General features: G+C 46.5%; 15 protein-coding genes. 1 reads left to right on the forward strand and 14 read right to left on the reverse strand.

Annotated features, from left to right (window positions below):
• Positions 1-5 precede the first annotated feature (5 nt).
• Positions 6-854, reverse strand: coding sequence for an AraC family transcriptional regulator (locus tag AC0YOD_RS25435; protein ID WP_475802145.1), 849 nt, complete (start codon positions 852-854; stop codon positions 6-8).
• A 145-nt stretch (positions 855-999) separates the two neighbouring features.
• On the opposite strand from AC0YOD_RS25435, the gene AC0YOD_RS25440 reads away from it, so the two are divergent.
• Positions 1000-3000, forward strand: coding sequence for a beta-galactosidase (locus AC0YOD_RS25440; protein ID WP_475802146.1), 2001 nt, complete (start codon positions 1000-1002; stop codon positions 2998-3000).
• Positions 3001-3145: 145 nt separating this feature from the next.
• On the opposite strand, the gene AC0YOD_RS25445 is transcribed toward AC0YOD_RS25440, so the two are convergent.
• The 13 genes from AC0YOD_RS25445 to AC0YOD_RS25505 all read right to left on the reverse strand — a co-directional run bounded on the left by AC0YOD_RS25445 (position 3146) and on the right by AC0YOD_RS25505 (position 17992).
• On the reverse strand, positions 3146-3295 hold the full coding sequence (locus AC0YOD_RS25445; protein WP_475802147.1) for a hypothetical protein: 150 nt from the start codon (positions 3293-3295) through the stop codon (positions 3146-3148).
• A 129-nt stretch (positions 3296-3424) separates the two neighbouring features.
• On the reverse strand, positions 3425-3940 hold the full coding sequence (locus AC0YOD_RS25450; protein ID WP_475802148.1) for a GNAT family N-acetyltransferase: 516 nt from the start codon (positions 3938-3940) through the stop codon (positions 3425-3427).
• A 140-nt stretch (positions 3941-4080) separates the two neighbouring features.
• Entirely contained in the window at positions 4081-5727 is a 1647-nt protein-coding gene (locus AC0YOD_RS25455) for a sulfatase family protein (protein WP_475802149.1), read from the reverse strand.
• Positions 5728-5951: 224 nt separating this feature from the next.
• Entirely contained in the window at positions 5952-6122 is a 171-nt protein-coding gene (locus AC0YOD_RS25460; protein WP_475802150.1) for a hypothetical protein, read from the reverse strand.
• A 308-nt stretch (positions 6123-6430) separates the two neighbouring features.
• The gene (locus AC0YOD_RS25465) at positions 6431-7846 is read right to left on the reverse strand and encodes a sulfatase family protein (RefSeq protein ID WP_475802151.1); all 1416 of its coding nucleotides are present in this window, start codon (positions 7844-7846) and stop codon (positions 6431-6433) included.
• A gap of 1900 nt (positions 7847-9746) precedes the next feature.
• Positions 9747-11081 carry a GNAT family N-acetyltransferase gene (locus tag AC0YOD_RS25470; RefSeq protein WP_475802152.1) on the reverse strand — a complete coding sequence of 445 codons (1335 nt, stop codon included), beginning with the start codon at positions 11079-11081 and terminating at the stop codon, positions 9747-9749.
• A 76-nt stretch (positions 11082-11157) separates the two neighbouring features.
• The gene (locus AC0YOD_RS25475; protein ID WP_475802153.1) at positions 11158-12906 is read right to left on the reverse strand and encodes an IlvD/Edd family dehydratase; all 1749 of its coding nucleotides are present in this window, start codon (positions 12904-12906) and stop codon (positions 11158-11160) included.
• A 32-nt stretch (positions 12907-12938) separates the two neighbouring features.
• Positions 12939-13778 carry an amidohydrolase family protein gene (locus AC0YOD_RS25480; protein WP_475802154.1) on the reverse strand — a complete coding sequence of 280 codons (840 nt, stop codon included), beginning with the start codon at positions 13776-13778 and terminating at the stop codon, positions 12939-12941.
• Between the two features lie 11 nt (positions 13779-13789).
• A complete protein-coding gene (locus AC0YOD_RS25485) occupies positions 13790-14695 on the reverse strand; it encodes a fumarylacetoacetate hydrolase family protein (RefSeq protein WP_475802155.1) in 906 nt (301 codons plus the stop codon).
• Between the two features lie 129 nt (positions 14696-14824).
• A complete protein-coding gene (locus AC0YOD_RS25490; protein ID WP_475802219.1) occupies positions 14825-15595 on the reverse strand; it encodes an SDR family NAD(P)-dependent oxidoreductase in 771 nt (256 codons plus the stop codon).
• Positions 15596-15619: 24 nt separating this feature from the next.
• The gene (locus AC0YOD_RS25495) at positions 15620-16498 is read right to left on the reverse strand and encodes an SMP-30/gluconolactonase/LRE family protein (RefSeq protein WP_475802156.1); all 879 of its coding nucleotides are present in this window, start codon (positions 16496-16498) and stop codon (positions 15620-15622) included.
• Between the two features lie 39 nt (positions 16499-16537).
• Complete coding sequence (locus AC0YOD_RS25500; protein ID WP_475802157.1) at positions 16538-17299, reverse strand: SDR family NAD(P)-dependent oxidoreductase; 762 nt, start codon at positions 17297-17299, stop codon at positions 16538-16540.
• A gap of 24 nt (positions 17300-17323) precedes the next feature.
• Complete coding sequence (locus AC0YOD_RS25505; protein ID WP_475802158.1) at positions 17324-17992, reverse strand: RraA family protein; 669 nt, start codon at positions 17990-17992, stop codon at positions 17324-17326.
• Positions 17993-18062: the final 70 nt, after the last annotated feature.

Here is an 18062-nt window from a genome sequence, read left to right on the forward strand (position 1 = left end):
TGAGCTTAACCTCCATTTTTCCGATATTGATCAGGTGTCATTCCTGTAACCTGGCGGAAATGGCGGATGAAATAGCTGGTTTCCATACCAACTAGGCTTGCAACTTCTTTAACGGTAATGTTATCAATCTCTTTCATAAACTTAATAGCTTTGTCCAATCTGACCCTTTGCACGTATTGATGCATGCTGACCCCATACGTTTTGCGAAACAAACGATTCAAATACTGATGCGTATATCCCAAGGTAGAAGCTACGTTTGAAAGTGTAATATTCTCATTGTAATGCTCATTCAAGTAATTGGCTGCTTGGTCCGCTACTTCTCTGCCTGCATCCCTATCTTTCGAGACACTGTGCTTTACAATCATCTCGGCTCCTATTGAACGCATGCGGTACAAATCCGAGAACAAGCTGTACAACAAACGGACAGCCTCCCATTCCGCCCCTGTCTCGTTGGCATCGCCAATCTTCCATATTTCATCCAGTACGCGCCATACACCTTCCATATCCGGAGCATTCTCCAGCTTACGCTCTTCCATTCCGAAATGGTTCAGAAGCTCATCAACCCTATTGCCAAGGAAGGATATATAGCCTACCTCCCATGGTTCACTTGAAGTTGGGAAATATTCATGAGGCAAATCAGGCGGCAATAGGATATACTGCATCGGCCCAAAATCAAATTCCTCCTGATCCGGCAGTCGAACACGCCCTTGTCCATGACGTGCAAACAACAGTTGATAGGCTGAAAACCCTTCCCGTCGAGCCATCTGCTTCTGAGCATTAAACCCGGCAGTATGCACATATATAGGCATGAGCACATCAGGTGGTCGAAAAAAACGAATTATACGAATATCCATTGCTCTTCACGCCTCACTTTTTTTTAAAAATCCATCTTTATATTCAATTTGTTATATCTAAATTCAAAAAATCCGGTTTCGTATTACCTTTTAATATTGTAACATTGTATTAAAATAAAGCATACCCCAAAGGAGAACATTCAAAATGTTATATGGAGCCTGCTATTATCCTGAACATAGAGAAGCACATCGCTGGGAGGAGGATTTACTCCTGATGCAGCAAGCTGGAATCAATGCTCTTCGTATCGGCGAATTTTCCTGGAAGCTGCTTGAGCCGCGAGAAGGAAAATATGATTTCAGTTGGTTGGATGAATTTCTGCTGCTGGCTGGACGCTATGCGATTCAACTTGTGCTATGTCCTCCTATGCGTACAATCCCAGCTTGGCTTATGGAGAAAAACTCATCCATGATGATTGTAACGCAAGAAGGGCTTCAACTGGAATATGCAAGCCGATATTCTTTCTGCATTAACCATCCTCTGCTCCGCTCGAAGGCGCAGCAGCTAGCAATTGCATTGGCAGACCATTACGGAAACCACAAAGGTGTGATTGGCTGGCATCTCGATAACGAGATCGGTGATGAACCAGACTGTCACTGTCCGTTATGCACCGAGAAGTGGCGGCAGTGGCTGATAGATAAATATGATGATATGGAGAAGCTCAATTCGGCTTGGGGAACTGTATTTTGGGGTCATCAATATGACCATTTCGGACAAATTCCTACTCCTCGTATAACCAAAGCCGATTTCAACCCTGCATTTATTCAAGCATGGCGTCAATTTCGCAGTGATTGCAATGTCGAAGCGGTTCAATTGCTTGCTGAAGGGGTACGTTCACAACTGCATGATGCTGCACAATACATTACCACCAACAATCAAATGCTGTGGAATAGCCGAACGGATTATTATGAGATGGCTAAGCATCTTGATATTACTGGCACAAACTACTACCCGCCCTACGGGGAGCGCTGTCGCACTTTAGAGCTGGGCCTCGCTGTAAATCGCAGCCTCAAGAACGCATCCTTTCATGTGTATGAGCTGCGAAATGAAAGTCATGCCATATTAGGAGCTGATAACAATTCACCTGGTCCCGGTGAGCTTGAGCGTCTAACCATGCATACCATCGCTAATGGAGCAGACGGCGTGTTCTATTTTCCGTGGAAAAGGTTTCTCTTCGGCTGCGAGCAAAATCACGGCGCTATAACGGATTATGACGGCAAGCCGACTCGCATGTACGAGGAATGCCGCACTATTGGTGAACAGCTGCAGCGTGTAGCACCAGCGCTAGAAGGATCACGAGTTGCAAGTGATATTGCCGTTCTCTATGATTTCCCAAGCCGCTGGCATGTTGAAATCCCTTCCGATTGGACTGGGAATAACAAGCTGTACATTCAGCACATCAATAAGCTGTACCACAGTGTCCGCAAGCTTGGCTTCAACTGCGATGCTGTCGGAAGAAGCGGTGACCTTATGCAGTACAAGCTGATTCTCGTCCCTATGCTTCCCATCGTCGATGATGAGCTGGTCATGAAATTGCAACAATATACCGCAGCAGGAGGCGTTATCGTCTTTCATCCCCTTAGCGGCATTAAAAATTCGGATGCATGTTTCTACAAGGAACGGCTTCATTCCGGAATGATTCAGCTGCTTGGTTCAAAAACGTTGGAGACAGCTACTTCCGAATTGCAAAGCCCTGTTCACTTTCGTTGGCAGGAGCGCGTCTATCAATGCAATATGCTGCATGAGCTGATCCAGACTGATAACGCCCGAATTGTAGGAACCTTTGCAGACCAATGGTTCGAAGGCTATCCCGCTGTAACGCAGCATCCTTTCGGTAACGGTCAATGCTGGTTCATTGCAACATTCGCAGAAGAGGACTTTTACAAGGATTTCCTCCATCATATTTGTGATGAAATGGAGCTAACACCTTTGCTGGGCATAGCTCCACCGGAGCATGTAGAAGTCACGATGAGAAAACGCGCTGATGGGACCGCATTTATTTTTGTCTTGAATAGCTCAAATCAAAGGGCTGAAATAAATATCAACCGGCAGATGATGGACATATGGAACATGGAGCCTGTACATGATCGCATATCATTAAAGCCTCATGGCGTAAAAATACTGGTTGAAACGGAAGACTATAAATGATAACGTACAAAACGGAGCTTCGGTGAGAGTCTATGCTCCGTTTTATTGTACTTAAAAATAAGGGGCAGCCGCTGTCGGATGACAAGAACTTGATGTCATAAATGACAAGAACTTTATCCCATTTCCCACTTACCCGCTCATTTTCCTACATGGGATGCCAAAACAAAATAACCATCGCATTACATGCGATGGTTATTTTGTTTTGGTCGTTTTTGTCTTTCGGATATTTATATTGTAAGTCCTTGTCGATGTAAACGATCGTTACTGTATTGCCTACGTATTTCTCGAGTGGCATTCAAACCCCTCCGATGCGAACGTATGCACTCATTATAACCCGAGCACCCGTTCGTTATGCAAGAGGTAAATATACGCTAATTGATGCTGCCTATTACATTATCAATTGTTTTTTTACTTTGTATTATGCTCATTTTGTTCGCTCTACGGAATACAGAAAAAATTCCATATCTATATTCCTAAAATTCTTAGTTTCTTTATCAATAATATTCATACCGTTTCGAACAGCAACTTTTTGAGAGGCTATATTTGTGTCCCTAATAATAGAATAAACCCTATTTGCATTAAGAACTGAGAAAGCGTATTCCTTGCAAGCAATTGCCGCTTCTGTTGCGTAACCTTTGTGCCAATACGCTTTTTGAAACAAAAATCCTATTTCCAAAATTTCTTTTTCTCTCCAGCCTTGCATTGTCAAGCCACATTGACCAATCATTTCGTTTGTTTCTTTTAATACAACAGCCCAAAGTCCAAAACCATACTCTTCATATCTTTTAAGATGTCTGTTAAGCCAATTTTGTGCTTCTTCTAAGTTGAATGCACTTTCATAAGCAGCACGCATTACTTCCTCATCACACAATATTCCGCACAATGCATCATAATCAGACTGCACCATTTCTCTAATTATAAGACGTTTTGTTTCTATCAAAAATCTCCCACCTTTTTATTATAAAAATAACCTTTCAAAAATTCCTTTCTTCTCGTTGTTCTATGAGTAAAAATGACTCGCCAGGAATAAGAGCATGGAATTGCACAGCGGGCCAGGTAACGGGACGACGATCGTCATCGTCATTCTATCGCCTCAAGCCAGGCTTGCCCCTCTGATATAAAGACGGCCGTGATTTCTTCGCTATGCGCATAACCGATGCGAGAAGCTCTAGCTCGCACGGTCGTCATCCCTGCCGACAGACGCAAAGGCCCGATATAAAGACGCCATCGAATGTTGCTGCCCGCATCAGTCGTATAAACGATGGATGCCCCCTGAGTGGCACAATACAGTTGCAGAAGCAAAGGCCCCCGGTACGAGCCGCCTTGAGGTGCGGCTTCAATCCCGGGGCTGGACGGGCATATCGGGATGAAAAGCGGAGCGGCCGTCCGCGGCTGGCTTCCTTCCGGCCGCATTCTGCGCACCATCTCCTCCTCCGACATCTCCCCCTTATCATCGTAAGTCTGTCGCCAATCGTCAAGCGCCAGCCTCATCCGAATCAGTGTATCCCGGCAAGCCGGATCTTCAGCCAGATTTTTCATTTCGAAAGGATCGGACGAGGTGTCGTATAATTCCTCCGCTGGGCGATTACCCATCAGCAGTCTCATCCGCCCCTCAAGCCGTTGTTCGGCATGCAGACGCCATATCTCTTGAACGACCGGATGCCGGTTGTGGTAAGGAATCCATAGCAAATAAGGAAGCCCGGGATAATAATTGCGGATATATTTATAGCGATTGTCCCTGACGGCCCGAACCATATCGTAAGATTCGTCATACCTGTCGCGCGCCGCAAAGACATACTCTCTAGGCTCGGAACGCTCTCCCATAAAAGGTCTTCCATGCATATGAAGTGGAATGTCCACACCGGCAAGCGAGAGGACGGTAGGAGCCAGATCCACTAAACTGACAAGCCGGTCGGACACCGTTCCCGGCTCGATATGTCCCGGCCATCTTATGAGCAACGGTACTCGGATGCCAGCATCGTACGGCCAGCGCTTTGCCCGGGGAAGCCCCTCTCCATGATCGCTCCATAGAAATACGATCGTATTGCTGGCGAGCCCGTCTGCGTCCAACTGGCGCAGCAGATCGCCGACGATTTTGTCGGAGTCCGCAATGTTGTCATAATGTTGAGCAATCGCTTCGCGGGTCTTCCGGGTATCGGGCAAGTAAGGCGGAACCTTGACCTGCTCCGGGTCCGTCTCCAGCGGATGCCGCCGGCTCTCCGGCCACATTCCACTTTCATGCGTAAGCGTCGGATTAAATACCGCAAAGAACGGCTGCCCCGGATCCCTGCCCTGCCAATGGGCATTCTCGCCGAGTTCGTCCCAACACGAGAGCGGCGGCTCGAATTGGTAATCGGTCTTCTTGTTGTTTGTGCAATAATAACCGGCCGCGCGCAAATATTCAGGAAACAGCTTTACATAATGCGGAATACAGGCGTCATAGGGTGTCGGCAACTCAGGCGCGGCATCGTTTGTGTGCGTCGTCCGCATGTGATGGGCGCCGATCGACGTCTGATACATTCCGGTAATGACGGATGCCCGGCTCGGTGCGCATACCCCCGCAGTGGAGAAAGCATTGGGAAACCGTATCCCTTGAGCAGCAAGAAAATCGATATGCGGCGTACGGGCGAGGAAATCGCCGTAACAGCCGAACCTCGGGCTCGTATCCTCAAGGGAAATCCATAATATATTCGGTCTCGAATTCCCGTAATCGTTCAAATTAATCACCTCTTCATTAGGTTAAGCAACAAGAATTCAACCGCAGCATCGTTGAGCTAACCTTTGACCGATCCTGCAATTCCCTCGACAAATTGGCCCTGGAAGACAATGAATACCACGATAATAGGCAATACCGATATCGACGCGGCTGCCGTCAGGCCGACATAATCAACCGAAAACTCGCCGGTAAACGAGTACAAGCCGACGGACAAAGGCCATATCCTTAAATTCCATCACATAATATAGTTATGGTTCATTTTAATAACCTCCTCCTTCGCATATTTATATAAATCATCATTCGTCATTGTGGATAATAACCCTTTTCTTGGCAATAAAAACATCCTGCCCGTTAACGTAATGAAGCCGCCGATCGGGATGGCAGCTTCACCATAAATTAGTCCCACATCTCTGGAGATGGGTTTTAAATCAAGTTATTATCTTGCTGGTTCGTTTAACGAAGTGCAATCGTTAATTCTGACCGACTGCCTTTATTACACACTTCCCTGCCTCACGTCGGGAATGAGATAATGTTCTTGTCAATTTCGGTAATGGGATCAAGTTCTTGTCATTTGGTTTTGACAAGAACTTGATCCCATAAATAAAAAAGCCGCGATTTTCGCGGCCTTTAATGAGATAATGTTCTTGTCACCCGACAGCCGCTTAATCGTCTTGATGACTAAGCGACTGCCTCTTTCTTAATTGTCTATATTAATCAGCCTTTGTAGATGAACCGCTCGTCTCCTAGCTCCTCTTGCAAACGATGCAGCTCTTTGTCCAGTACAGCAACCACACGTTCATAATCAGGATCATTATACACATTGATCATCTCGTAAGGATCCTTTTTCAGATCAAACAGCTCCCACTCCGGAATCTTTGGATCATCTTCTGATCCGAGCGTTCCTAGAGCATCTGCATAATAGTAAATCAGCTTATATTGCTCCGTTCGAATGCCGTAATGGGCATATACTTTATGCTCCGACAAATGTGTCCAATATCTATAGTACATCGCTGTGCGCCAGCTATCCGGCTCTTCCCCGTGCAAAATGGAATGGAAGCTTGCCCCTTGCATCGATTCAGGAATAGCAATGCCCGCATAGTGTAGAAAGAGCGGTGCGAAATCGACATTGAGAACCATATGCTTGCTAACGCTGCCTGCTGCAATTTTGCGAGGATAACGAATGACAAATGGCATGCGAAGCGATTCCTCATACATGAACCGCTTATCATACCAGCCGTGGTCGCCAAGGAAAAAACCTTGATCTGATGTGTAGATCACGATGGTATCCTCAGTTAGTCCCTCTTCGTCCAAGTAATCAAGCATTCTGCCTACGTTGTCGTCTACAGATGCGATGCAGCGCAAATAATCTTTAATGTAACGCTGATATTTCCAACTTTTGAGCGCTGCGCCTTCCAAATGTGCAGGAGGGTCCATTTTGAAATCATTTTTGGTCAAATCTCGATCAATCCGCATTTCTGCGGCTGCCGCAGCGCTAGCCCGGTTGGAATAATCATCATTAAACGTTTCCGGCTCCGGTATGTCAATATCCTCATAAAGATGCGCATGCTTTGTGTCAGGAATCCATGGCCGATGCGGCGCTTTGTGGTGACACATCAGTAGAAATGGCTTCTCTTTATCACGATTTGCCATCCAATCAATCGACTTGTCTGTAACAATATCAGTAGCATATCCTGGCACCGTAATGTTTTGACCCATTTCAATCATAGACGGGTTGTAGTAATCGCCTTGACCAGGAAAAACACTCCAGAAGTCGAAACCGGTCGGGTCGCTGTTTCCCCCATGCCCCAAATGCCATTTGCCAATCATCGCGGTTTGATATCCATCCTGCTGAAGAAGCTTGGATACCGTTTGCTGTCTGCCATCCAATCGATCAGATAAGGTTTTCACACCATTCACATGGTTATACGTGCCGGTTAAGATCGCTGCCCGACTCGGCGTACAAATGGAATTCGTACAAAAACAATTATCCATTCGCATGCCATCAATCGCAATTCTATCGATATTCGGCGTTACATTGATCTTGCTATCGTAACAGCTCATAGCGTGAGCGGCATGATCGTCACTCATAATAAAAATGATATTAGGGCGTTTTTCCTTTTTGTCGGTCATCACGATACCTCTTCTCATAGTTTCAATTTGTTATACTAATATTCAAAATGTTATTCCCTATATATTCAATATAATTATAATAAAATTTCATTATTTTGACAACCTTAAAACCATTTAGTTCAAAATGTTATATATTTCATTGTACGATCATTTGGAGGAAGGAAGAAGCAAATAACCTCCATATACAGAATGTAAGGAGGTTATTTATTATAGATTTAAGTTTATAGCGAGCCGCTGTGCCCAGTAATGTATAAGCGATAACATCACCCTATTAGTCTTGAACTTATTTGCCTAGCGGACACTTGATCCGTTATTCATGGAAATGCATACTACTCGAGAATCTTTACGGACCTGAAATCCGTTATTTCCGCTGGCAAGTGTCTATATAGTGCTTATTTGTTCAATTAACGGATCTAATGTCCGTAATTTCGCAAAATCACTGTAAAACAAGCATATAACAGCTCCTGAGTCCGTTACGATTCCATTAGTTTTCCATTAGGGCTTTAGGAAATGGAGGCATCGCTCGGAATAACCTATACAGAAACTTCCCATCATCCACCAGCAAGACGGTAGTCGTTTTGATATCACTTTAAGCGCCAGTACCGTATAAGCCATAACATCACCCTATTAGTCTTGAACAAGCTTGGCTAGCGGACACTCGATCCGTTATTCATGGAAATGCATACTACTCGAGGACATTTACGGACCTGAAATCCGCTATTTCCGCTGACAAGGTGTCTATAAGGTGTTTATTGTGCAATTAACGGATCTAATGTCCGCTATTTCGCAAAATGAGAGTAAAACAATCATATAACGGCTCCTGAGTCCGTTACGTTTCCGTTAGTTTTCCATTAGGACTTTAAGATATGGATGCAGCACTCGGAATAACCTATACAGAAACTTCCCATCATCCACCAGCAAGACGGTAGTCGTTTTGACCTCACTTTAAGCGCCAGTACCGTATAAGCCATAACATCACCCTATTAGTCTTGAACAAGTTTGGCTAGCGGACACTCGATACGTTATTCATGAAATGCATACTACTCGAGGATATTTACGGACCTGAAATCCGCTATTTCCGCTGGCAAGTGTCTATATGGTGCTTATTTGTTCAATTAATGGATCTAATGTCCGTAATTTCGCAAAATCACTGTAAAACAAGCATATAACGGCTCCTGAGTCCGTTACGATTCCTTTAGTATTCCATTAGGACTTTAGGAAATGGAGGCATCGCTCGGAATAACCTATACAGAAACAACCCACACAGAAACTTACCATAATCTTTCAACTAGACGGTTGTCGTTTTGACCACACTTTCAGCGCCAGTACCGTATAAGCCATAACATCACCCTATTAGTCTTGAACTTGTTTGGCCAGCGGACACTCGATACGTTATTCATGAAATGCATACTACCCGAGGATATTTACGGACCTGAAATCCGCTATTCCCGCTGATTGGGTGTCTATAAGGTGTTTATTATGCATTTAACGGATCTAATGTCCGCTATTTCGCAAAATGAGAGTAAAACAATCATATAACGGCTCCTGAGTCCTTTACGATTCCGATAGTATTCCTTTTCGTTATAGAAGTCCGTTAAGATTACTTTAGTATTCCGTTAGTATCCCTTTACGATATGGAAGCAGCACTCGGAATAATCCATACTATATTCAACCCAGATGAGTAAGAGAGTGAGCAAGCAAGTATTTAAAGAAGTAATTAAACAAGTAAATGAGTGTGTTTGTAAACGAGTAAGTAAGCAAGTAAATAAATGAGTTAGTAAATGAGTTAGTAAATGAGCGAGTTACAGTGAATCAACGGAGCATCATTTGCGAAATTTACGAATTCGAGCTCCGTTGAGTAATGGGGCGCCAGCACAGCGCATCACTTGGAACAAAGCAACTATACAAAGTTCAACCCAGAAGGGTTGGGGAGCGGTACTGGGAACAAGCTGCTCAGCAAAGCCGAATACGGCGCTGTAGCTACTGGCAGTTCTGGTTCCACGTCGAATAAGAGTGAAACGAGCTGCTGAGGATCAAGCATGATTTGTTTATCGTCCACCAACAATACAGCAGCCCCACCACCTACAGCTTCCGCATCAGTAACGTTTTGTAGACCCATCCGTACAAAAGCAATCTCATCCTTTTCAGACAAATAAGCTGATAGCTGCTTCCAAAGCAAGGCTGGATCTACAATTTTGACGGTTCCTGAATACTTCAAATCCTCGTGAGGCACATGCTGGAGCTCTTGCAGCAAACGAGCTTCATGCCGTGGAACAAAAATTTGCAGCTCCGGCAGCTCCAAATCGAGTACGATAGACATCAACAATGCCATCACCGCTGAAGCATCACCGCCCCATTCCACCACAAAAGGTACGGCATTCGTTTCGAATTCACCTTTCAGTGCCAGTACTGCATAAGCGATGACCTCACCATTTGATTCAGCTACATACATGCTATGCTTCAGCTTATAAATACCAGCTAACGCCCCTACTCGCAGCAGTTCTGCAGTCTCATACAAGCTGCGTTGATAGCGGACTTCAGCTTGCTCGGACAGTAATTGAATCATCAGGCGGTCCTTCTCTTTTGCTTCACGCATTAGCAAGTTTGATGAATTCAATGTTTTCAATGTTTTCAATGGATTCGCTACATTAGATGTATTCAATCCACTCGATGAATTCGATACATTCAATGGATTCGACGGATCCGATAAATTCGCTACATTCGATACATTCAATCCACTCGATGCATTCGCTACATTCGATGAATTCAATCCACTCGTTAAATCCGATAAATCCACCTTATTCTGTTGTGCTATCAATGGAGTCAACCGATAACTGCGACCGTTGCCGAACGGCTTGCAGCCATTTCGCGTGTACAGGCTTCCTGTTCCCGATACGAACAAAAGTGAGCCTCCAGAAGCTTTGATATGTTGAAAAGCCTTGTGGAGCAGCATGCCGGCATGGCCTTTCCCCCTGCTTTCAGCGTCTGTACAAACGGAGCCTAGTGAGTAAAGTGGAACGGATGCTTTACCAATTGCAATCATGCTTGGTACGAGTCCCATGAAGGACAAAAGCCTCTCATCCTCATATAACCCAATTGAGCTTTCGTAATTCCCTGAGAAAATCGATGGAAAGCTGTCCCCCATCGAAGGCTGCCCCTCCACACGGAAAATACGATCAGCAAGCACACACGCTTCCTTCAACTCTTCCCGCTTCATAGAACGGATATCGCTCATCCACTTTTACCTCCTTCATTATAAATAAGAAAAACCGAACGCCGAGGCGTCCGGCTTATGGTCATAAAGCTAAGCCTTACTGATTTAGAAGCTCTTTACGCAGGTCAGGAGGCAGCAGAAAATCAAAATCGCAGCCTAAGTTTGCTTGCAGAACATGCTCGTGGAACAATAGTCCATAGCCTCTGTCATAGTGAGGCTTTGGCGCTACCCATGATTTACGGCGCTCAGCGAGCTCCTCTTCCGAGACGATCAGCTCAAGGCGGCGAGAAGCAATGTCCAGCTCAATCTCATCACCACTGCGGACAAGCGCGAGATTGCCTCCCACTGCAGCCTCAGGAGCAGCATGAACGATCAAGGCTCCGTAAGAGGTTCCGCTTATTCTCGCATCAGAGATGCGAACCATATCGCGAATACCTTTCACGAGAAGCTTTTGCGGTATCGGAATTTGACCAATTTCCGGCATCGCCGGTGCACCCTTTGGACCCGCATTTTTGAGCACGAGCACACTGTTTTCATCCACATCAAGCTCGGGATCATCAATGCGAGCGGCGAGATCAGCCGGGCTTTCAAACACAACCGCGCGTCCTCTATGCTTCTTCAAATGGGCAGAAACCGCAGTTTGTTTGATAAGAGCCCCATTAGGTGCAAGATTGCCGCGCAGAACAGCGATGCCGCCTTGACTGTCGAGCGGCTCATCCATTGTGCGAATAACATCTCGAATCAGTGTCTTCGCATCAGCCAAGTTTTCCTTCACCGTACGTCCAGTCACTGTCAAGCAATCACCATGCAGCAGCGGCTCCAATTCCTTCATTAATGCAGGAACGCCGCCTGCCTCGAAGTACTCTTCCATTTGATATTTACCAGAAGGACGAAGATTCAATATAAATGGCGTCTCCGAACTAATAGAATCGAACTTCTCTAGCGGAAGCTTCATGCCTAGACGTCCAGCAATCGCAACCAAATGAATGATCGCATTCGTAGACCCTCCGCTTGCCATCGTTACGCGGATCGCATTCTCAATCGCTTCTACCGTCATAATATCACGCGGACGAATATCTCGGCGTACAAGCTCAACGATCTGTTTGCCTGTACGCTCACACATGTGGCGGCGGCGACTGTCTGGTGCCGGAATTGCTGCGCAGCCCGGGAGTGCCATGCCAATTGCTTCCGCTATCGAAGCCATCGTGCTCGCTGTTCCCATAACCATACAGTGTCCGTCACTGCGGCAAATCGCATCCTCGGCTACGGAAAGCTCTTCATCTGTAATGTTGCCCGCTTTATGCTCTAGTGTGAAGCCGTAGCAGTCTGTACACGCACCAAGGCTTCTGCCTCCAAGACGGCCATTCAGCATCGGACCGCCAGTCAGCACGATGGCTGGAATGTTGGCGCTCGCTGCTGCCATTAATTGAGCAGGTACCGTTTTATCACAGCCGCCGAGCAGTACTACACCATCTATAGGATGTGCCTTCATCATTTCCTCAGTATCCATCGCCATCAAATTGCGAAGCAGCATCGTCGTTGGCTTCACATAAGGCTCGCCGATAGAGATAGTCGGAAACTCCATAGGAACGCCGCCTGCTTGCCAGACGCCACGTTTGACATAATCGACCAGCTCATTAAAATGAGAGTGGCATTTATTCAGTTCACTAAAGGTGTTGCAGATTCCGATAACCGGCTTGCGCAGATCCTCTTCCGTATAGCCCATCGATTTCGTAAATGAACGATGAATAAATCCCCATAAATCCTTCTCCTGAAAATAAGCCTCGCTCTTTAGCTTGCCAGCAGCCGGAGCCTCAGATCCGTTATCCCTATTATCCTTACTCATCAGAAACACTCCCTCATAGATGTTCGTTTCTATTATTTAAAGCCTAATAAACTAGGGGTATCCCGATGAATGATAGCTTCTATTATTTCCTCAGATACTCGCGGCAGCTTCGTTCCCTCTGTCAAATCATTGATGCGACGGAAAGAATCCAGTGTTTGCTGGGTCGTGAAAAAGGGATAGTCGGAGCCAAATAATATTTTGTCTTGTACCCCATATTCGATTGCCGACACCATAGCATTATAAAATTGCCAAGGACGGCTTCCCAGTGCCGATAAATCCATATACATATTGGGATGCTTGCGAACGAGAGATATGCACTCATCAACCCATGGATGCCCCATATGCGCTACGATCATTTTCAAGTTCGGAAAAGCCCGCGCTATAGGATCTAATAGAGCGGGCCTCGAAGCATCTAGATAACCTTCAGGCACAAATGAGGTGCCCTGATGCCACAGAATCGGAACATCCTGCTCGTCTGCCTTCGCATAAAGTGCAAAATGTTCCTTCGCATCCGGGTAAAAGTTTTGATAGATAGGTCCAAGCTTAAGTCCTTTCAGCTTCCATTCTCGGATTGCCGTTTCGAATTCCGTAACGCAATTCAAATCATTAGGATCTACGCTCGCGAAGCCAAATAATCGATCAGGATCAGTTGCGCAATATTCCGCCACGTACTCATTCGGAACGACGAGACCCGTTGCATGCGCGGCCATAGCGAGTACAATCGAGCCGGAAAACTCCTTCAGATTTTCTCTATGCTGATCAGGTGTTGCTGAAATCTTCATATCAGGACCCCAAGCCCGAGTAATCGCAGCTTGCGTAGGACCCTTAACCATGCCAGGCCCGAATAAATGCGTATGGCTGTCAAAGATCATCGTCGTTCCTCCTATTCGCTTACCATCTGATTCGTTATAGAGCCGAGCTTCTCAATAGAAACGGTTACAATATCTCCTGCTTTCAAATAAATTTGCTTCTCAGGCGGATAACCTAGCACAACACCTTCAGGCGTTCCTGTCAAAATAATATCGCCAGGTGATAGTGTCATGCACTCTGATACATAGCTGACAATTTCCGCACAGTCAAAGATCATGTCCGAAGTATTCGAATTTTGACGTATCTCACCATTAACAGAACAGTTAATATTCAAATCATTGGGATTGCCTACTTCATCGCTGGAAACAAGATAAGGTCCGATTGGTGAAAACTTATCACAGGATTTGCCGGCAAGCCATTGACTGGTACGCATTTGCAAGTCTCGTGCCGACAAGTCATTTGCCGTACAATAGCCAAATACATAATCCAATGCATCTTCTTTGCTTACATATTTCGCCGTCTTGCCAATGACGATACCGAGCTCCGCTTCGTAATCGACCTTCTGCGAGCTGCGCGGCAGCGGCACGTCATGTCTGTGTCCATTCAACGTATTGTTGAACTTATTGAATAATATCGGGTAAGTAGGAATCGGCATATTTGTTTCTTCCGCATGTCTTCGATAATTCAGGCCAATGCAAATGATTTTACCAGGATCAATCACACAAGGGCCGTAAGACAGCTCTTCCTCGTTCTTGATGTAAGCACTTAAGCTCTCATCCTCCAGCATCAGAAGCTTCTCAATGAATGCCTGCAAAGCCGATAATGCCGGCTCTCCACCATCAAGCACAGTACGTACGGTAAGAGGGGTCTCAGCTCCCTCTGTGATTCCTTTCGCAGCCGCCTCAACGTCGATAATGCCGCGCGCTGTTGCTACACCCAATCGATAAGAACCCTTTTCCGAAAACGTAATCAGTTTCATTGCTTAATCCTCCTCAAGCTTATTTTTCTGCATAGATTCCGTCTCCACAAACGGGCTGTAAAGCTTTCTTGCTCGAATTCGATCCCGTCCATCTATTTCTTTAATCCTATCTATATAAACGCTAAGTCATTAAGCATTTTTGCCGAATACAAGTCCGCCGTCTACATAGAGCGGTGATCCCAGCACGAAGCTTGAATCGTCCGAAGCGAGAAACAGCGCAGCTTTGGCTACATCCTCTGGACGACCCAGCTCACCGCTGAGCTGACGTCTTTTGATGGAAGCGATTGCTTCCTCTGGGTTAGGCGACTGCTTCAGATAGCCCTCGACGAATGGTGTCATAATCGTACCGGGCAGCAAGGCATTGACTCGTATGTCATACGGCGCGTAGTCTACCTGCATAGCCTTCGTAAGTGCAAGCACCGCGCCCTTCGATGCGGTATAAGAAGCCCGCTGCTTAACGCCAATCTCCGCTATACTAGAGGACATATTAATGATCGATCCTGATTTTTGCTCCATCATATAAGGGAGAATCGCTTTGCAAGCCATATATACGCCGCCAACATTGACGCGCATCACACGGTCCCACGCATCGGCTTCTACCTCATGCAGCGCGCCTACTCCGCTAATTCCAGCATTGTTAAAAAGCACATCGATACGCCCATGCTTCTCTGCCGCTAGAGCTGCCATCTTCTCAGCTTCAGCCTGCACCGTAATATCGCATTGGACAAACACTCCGTCTCCGCCGGCTTCAACAATGAGATTAACAGTCTCCTGACCACTAGCCTCATCGCGATCTGCCACGACGACATAAGCACCTTCCGCAGCGAACAGCAGGGCTGAGCTTCTTCCGATACCTGAGCCTGCACCAGTAATAATGACAACCTTATTCTGAAGTCGCATCTTGCAATCACCTCTTCCCATCCTTTATTCCCTCCCAAAGGTATTGGCTGGAAGACCCCTCACACCTGGCTTTATCCTAAAAAGTCCGCCAGCAGATGGATATTGTTCTAGCGCATCCGCGCTCATCCCCACTCTAGCCGTCGTCACGTATAATTCATCTAAAGCAGGACCTCCGAACGTACAGGAAGTCACCAGTGAAGCCGGAATATCAATCTCATCCAATTGCAGACCCGTTGCAGGATTCCAGCGAGTGATGCATCCGCCGCCCCAATGGGCAATCCACAGCATTCCTTCCTGATCAATCGTCATCCCATCAGGATAGCCCGCGTCCTTCGTGAACGAAATAACCGTTCTTCTGTTACTAATTTGACCAGTCTTAGCCGAATAGTCGAAGCAATCTACTCTTCTTGTCGGCGTATCAATATAGTACATACAGCCCCGTTTCTCATCCCAAGCCAAGCCGTTCGAGCAGCCTATGCCGCCAAGCGCCTTTTGAATGACGTCACCCTCTGAAGAAAGCACGTACAGGCCGCCCGCTTCTGGCTGTCCGTCCATGCTCATCGTTCCTGCCCATAACCTGCCGTACGAATCGCATTTGGCGTCATTGAGCCGGTTGCGAGTCAGCTCAGGCTCAATGGAAGCAAGCTGCTGCAGCAAACCTTCACCCATCTCATAGCGATAAATCCCGTCCTCCATCGTCAGTATTAAGCTTCCGTCCTTGGCTGGTACGACCGCGCTGACCATTTGGTCGAACTCATATCTTTCATCCTTCGACAGCGAGCGATTATAACAATGAAGAGCACTGCCAGAAATATCAACCCAATAAAGCAGCCCCGATTGACCATCCCAATGCGGTCCTTCACCTAGCGCCGCCTTCGCATCCACTATCAATTCAACCTTCATTTGCAATGTTCACCTCCGAGGATATTAGCCTAAATCCGCCTAAAGCTCGCTTCCGTTAGCCAAATGTCCACCGTCTACCTTTAATGTGGTTCCCGTTATATAGGAAGCCTCATCCGATGCCAGAAATAGAAAAGCATTCGCCACTTCCTCGATCGTCGCCGCACGTTTCATAGGCGTATGCTCAGAAAACGCGGGCAAATTCGATTCCTCCCTAAGCTTTCGATCAAGCGGCGTATCGACGAAGCCGGGAGCTACCACATTAACACGAATACCGTGGGGGGCAAGCTCGACGGCTATCGATTCACTCAGCAGAATAACGGCTGCTTTCGAGGCATTGTAATGAGCAAGCTCACTACTTGCCGAGATGCCGTTCTTCGAGCTCATATTGACGATTACCCCGCCTGTTCCTTGCGCAATCATCTTTTTGGCCGCAAGCTGGCTAAGCTGAAATACGGCACGGACATTAATTTCTAGCACCGCATCCCAATGTTCAAGTGAAATATTCAGAAATGGCTCACGAAAAGCAATGCCCGCATTGTTAGCGACGATATCAATGCCGCCGAAGCAACTGAATGCACGGCCTGCCGCTTCTTCCAGCAATTTGGAATCGCGAAGATCACAAACTTCCATTGCCACTTGATTACCGTAAGTTCCAAGCGTTGAACAAGCAGCCTCCAGCTCCTCGCGGCTGCGGTCAAGCAGCACGACCTGACAGCCTTCTTCTAGAAAGCGTTTGGCAATACCTAGGCCGATGCCTCTAGCTGCGCCGGTAACAAGTGCTCTCTTGCCCTGCAATCTCATAACCATCGCCTCCGATTGGCGTGCCTAAAGCACGCCGTATTTATCGTAAACCTCGCGAAGCGTACGGCCCTGAAGCAGTTCATCACGCGTATGATTCTCACGAGTAGCCTTGTCTAGCGCACGCTTGATTACCTCATCCACAATTGCTTTCGGAATAATGACGACACCATCACGATCACCGAACACAACATCACCTGGGTAAACCATAACGCCGCCGCATAGAACCGGAATATCGTAATCGATTACTAGACCCCGCCCCTGTGAGTCTACTGGCTTCGTTCCTGTTGCAAAAACGGGGAAGCCAAGCTCTAATATTTTTGCAGTATCGCGAATTAGACCGTCAACAATAGCTCCGCGTGCTCCGCGCACTTTAGATGCTGTCGAGAGCAATTCGCCCCATAAACCGTTTTGCTTCGATTCATTCGTACAGCCGATCACGACTTCATTCTCTTGCACACTATCAACAGCTTCTATTTCCTTGGCATAAGGATCTTCTGGAACATAGTGAACATCTACAGATAACACTGTTTTCGCGCGGCCGGCTACGATCCAATTCGGGTCGATCGGATTAATATTTTCACGCATCACTTGATTGCGATAGCCAAGCTCATCCAACGTATCGGATATAACCGCTGCATAGAGTTTTTCACTCATTAGGTCAAACAGTTCCTTGTCCCTCTGTTGATCTGTCATTTTATATTCCTCCATCTTATTGTTTATGATTTAGTAAGAACTGACTATAATAGATTGATAGGTTTATAAG

This window comes from Paenibacillus sp. J31P13, assembly GCF_056269295.1.